Genomic DNA, 2,921 nt, shown 5'->3' on the forward strand with positions numbered 1-2,921 from the left:
CAATGCGCTTGTTAGCAATGGCCGCCTGCATCGGCCTAATCGGGGTCGGCCTGGCCCCCGATTTCCGCGATGACTGGATCAACAAGATCCACTGCGGGTCGGCAGCGTTAACATTGATCACTTCTCAACTGTGGGTTGGCTGTACGCCGTATTGGTGGGTCCTTATCCCGGTGTGGCTTGCGTTTATCGTTTACACGGTGATTGGTATGAGTAAGCACGTAACCGGTGATATCTGGCGGGACTTTGTGTCGACTAAACCGATGTTTTGGTGCGAGGTTGCAGCATTGTCTACGACTTATATTGCGTGTGGGCTTGCGTTTAAATTGCTTTTAAAAAGCCTTTAAATTGCGTTTAAAATAGTCTTGTATAAAGACTCATTAAGTATGGTGTAACCCCTAAAATAAAAAACATGCAAAGGATAATCACATATTTACAAGATGTAAGTAGCTGGCTTCAAGCTATAGCCATAACAGGAATAGCTTCTCTGTTTGATTTTTTTGCACCAATAGAGCATTTTCTTATTGTGATACCAGTAATGGCGACAATCGATATGTTCTGGGGACTGGCTGCAGATAACTGTGACTTTAGAAAGAATAAGTTTTTTAGGACTATTGTGTATCTATTGATTTATCTACTGATTCTGGCTGTTGCATTTTGGGTTGGCATAATGATGGAGCAGGATAAAGACAGCACAAAAACTTTTGTTAGTTGGATAACATGGGTTGTTGTCTATTGTTACGGTCTAAACAGCTTGAAAAATATGAGAACCGTATTCCCCGAAAACAAGGTCATAGCTTTCTTGTACTGGGTGGGGGCAGTAAAGTTCTTAAGCAAAGTGAATTATCTGGAAGAATACATGAAATCAACGAATAATAAGGAGGATAAAGAATGAAAATTAGCGAAAATTTTGAATTGAGAGAGTTTACCCGTAGCAGCACCGCGACACAGAAAGGTATCGCGAACGATCCGGGAGTGCAGGAGGTGAAAGCAATTGAGAACCTGGTCGTAAACCTATTGCAACCACTCCGGGAAAAATACGGGAAAAGAATGGTTATTAATAGTGGCTACCGGTGTCCAGAACTGAATAAAGCCGTTGGTGGTGTACCAACCAGCCAGCATACGAAAGGGGAGGCCGCCGATGTCGCCTGTGAGCACCCGGCGTATCTGGTCGAATGCCTTCGCAGGTCTGGGCTTGACTTCGATCAGTGTATCCAGTATAGTACATTCGTACATCTGTCATTGAAGCTATCCGGAGAAAATCGGAAGCAATATTTGAAAGGGAAGTACTAATGAAAGGATGGCACGTCATATTAATCATCTTCCTGGTGTCGGGAATATGTTCCTGTAGGACACAAATCAAGTATGTCCCTGTAGAATGCGTTCGTATTGATACTATGTATAAATACACAGTTCAAGTGGATAGCATATTGCAAAAGGATAGCATTTACATTGTAGATAGGGGAGATACTATCATTGAATACCGGTACAAGTATCTGTATAAGTTCAGAGATAGGGTTGACACCTTGTATTTAAGTCGAACAGACTCTATTGCCGTTCCCTATCCTGTAGAAAAACAACTCACCAAATGGCAGCAAACGAAGGTCTCATATGGAGGCTGGGCGATTGGAATAGTATTTATTATTGTTTTGATAGTAGTTGGCCGGATGGTTTATAAATTGGAAAAGTAGACTTTTGTTCATAGTCGCTTCCTATGGGGCTGGGAAGTAAAATAAAAGCCCCCAACGTATCCGTTCAAATAGCCACATAAAAACTGATACAAATGCAAGCATAAACACCCGCCACCGAAGAAAGGCTCACAGTACAATTTGTGTCCCGGCATCATGGATATAATGGTGTCGGCCAGGCGCTGCTTGCCTCCATAGTATGTTATTGGAGTTCTCATTTGACTCTATTTAGTTGTTCTCTTTTAACCATTCTTGGAAATACCACAATTGCCCGCATCCACCTCCTATATCATCTTGTCCTGCCGGATTAAATACCCTTAACGACGCCCCTCTTGCAGTCATATATCTCGCGAATCGGTCAATAGTTTTAAGTTGTCTTCCAATTGATGTATTTACAGATTCATCTTTCTGGCAGATAACAGATAATGTAGTTTCCCACACATTAGGATTGAATAGGTCTATTAATCTATCTGCGTCCCCTGGGCTATCATTACCCTTTCCCGGCTCGTCGTGATGTACACAATAATTGTAGTAGGCTTTCTCCCAACGTTGGCCGCCCAGAACTCCCCAGCTGATGATATTTGCCTTAATGTGCAAGTGTTAGTAGGAATAAGCTTCCTTCTATCATCATCCGTGGATTCGTGTACTGAAAATTGTAAACCAACCTTTGAAATATCCTTAGACAACTCTATAAAGTCGGACATATATTTAAAGAGGACGCTTGGAGCCGAAGTGGATACCAAAAGTTGGGCGTTAGGATAGATATTATGAAGGGCCATTATCGCTTTTTTCAACTCATGATAGTTTAAAAAAGGCTCTCCCATGCTCATAAACATTATCTGAAACTTTTCAATATCGTTAGGCGAACAATCGATCGTTTGCATGATCACATTTACCTGTTCGAAGATTTCTCGACCAGTCAAATTTCGAATGAAAAACTTTCCCGTACCGCAAAACCGGCATCCTACCGGACAACCGGATTGAACGGAACAACAAATCACTGTTCTTTTCTGATAACTTCCGTATCTGTACAATACAGCTTCGGCAATAGCCTTTTCGTCTACCCATTCAAATACGAATTTCTTTACGTTCGTATCACTTGATTCAAATACTTTATAATTCATGATTTGTTAGATGTTAATTAAATACTCTGTCCATTGTTCGGCCATTGCAGTAGCAATGCCATCGTAGGTTCTACTTCTTATGTGAGCAGTTAAAGGATCATTAAAGGCAAGC

General features: G+C 41.5%; 4 protein-coding genes and 1 pseudogene. 3 read left to right on the top strand and 2 right to left on the bottom strand.

The window, feature by feature from the left end; all coding sequences use genetic code 11:
* From DW083_RS21775 to DW083_RS21785, 3 genes and pseudogenes are all read left to right on the top strand, one after another.
* Positions 1–344, top strand: a pseudogene (locus DW083_RS21775) (hypothetical protein); the annotation flags it as partial.
* Positions 345–409: 65 nt separating this feature from the next.
* Positions 410–892, top strand: coding sequence for a hypothetical protein (locus DW083_RS21780; protein WP_122333812.1), 483 nt, complete (start codon positions 410–412; stop codon positions 890–892).
* Complete coding sequence (locus DW083_RS21785) at positions 889–1,290, top strand: D-Ala-D-Ala carboxypeptidase family metallohydrolase (protein ID WP_122333813.1); 402 nt, start codon at positions 889–891, stop codon at positions 1,288–1,290. Before DW083_RS21780 ends, DW083_RS21785 begins: the two co-directional genes overlap by 4 nt.
* A 406-nt stretch (positions 1,291–1,696) precedes the next feature.
* On the opposite strand, the gene DW083_RS21795 is transcribed toward DW083_RS21785, so the two are convergent.
* The gene (locus tag DW083_RS21795; RefSeq protein ID WP_122333815.1) at positions 1,697–1,903 is read right to left on the bottom strand and encodes a DNA adenine methylase; all 207 of its coding nucleotides are present in this window, start codon (positions 1,901–1,903) and stop codon (positions 1,697–1,699) included.
* Between the two features lie 243 nt (positions 1,904–2,146).
* Positions 2,147–2,809 carry a radical SAM protein gene (locus DW083_RS21800; RefSeq protein ID WP_122333816.1) on the bottom strand — a complete coding sequence of 221 codons (663 nt, stop codon included), beginning with the start codon at positions 2,807–2,809 and terminating at the stop codon, positions 2,147–2,149.
* Positions 2,810–2,921: the final 112 nt, after the last annotated feature.

The organism is Parabacteroides sp. AF48-14 (genome assembly GCF_003477465.1).
GTDB classification, from domain to species: domain Bacteria; phylum Bacteroidota; class Bacteroidia; order Bacteroidales; family Tannerellaceae; genus Parabacteroides; species Parabacteroides acidifaciens.

What these genes read in the sequence shown, in the direction of transcription:
- DW083_RS21785 (WP_122333813.1), top strand. Translation starts at nt 889, where the DNA reads ATGAAAATTAGCGAAAATTTTGAATTGAGAGAGTTTACCCGTAGCAGC.
- DW083_RS21780 (WP_122333812.1), top strand. Translation starts at nt 410, where the DNA reads ATGCAAAGGATAATCACATATTTACAAGATGTAAGTAGCTGGCTTCAA.
- DW083_RS21795 (WP_122333815.1), bottom strand. Translation starts at nt 1,903, where the DNA reads ATGAGAACTCCAATAACATACTATGGAGGCAAGCAGCGCCTGGCCGAC.
- DW083_RS21800 (WP_122333816.1), bottom strand. Translation starts at nt 2,809, where the DNA reads ATGAATTATAAAGTATTTGAATCAAGTGATACGAACGTAAAGAAATTC.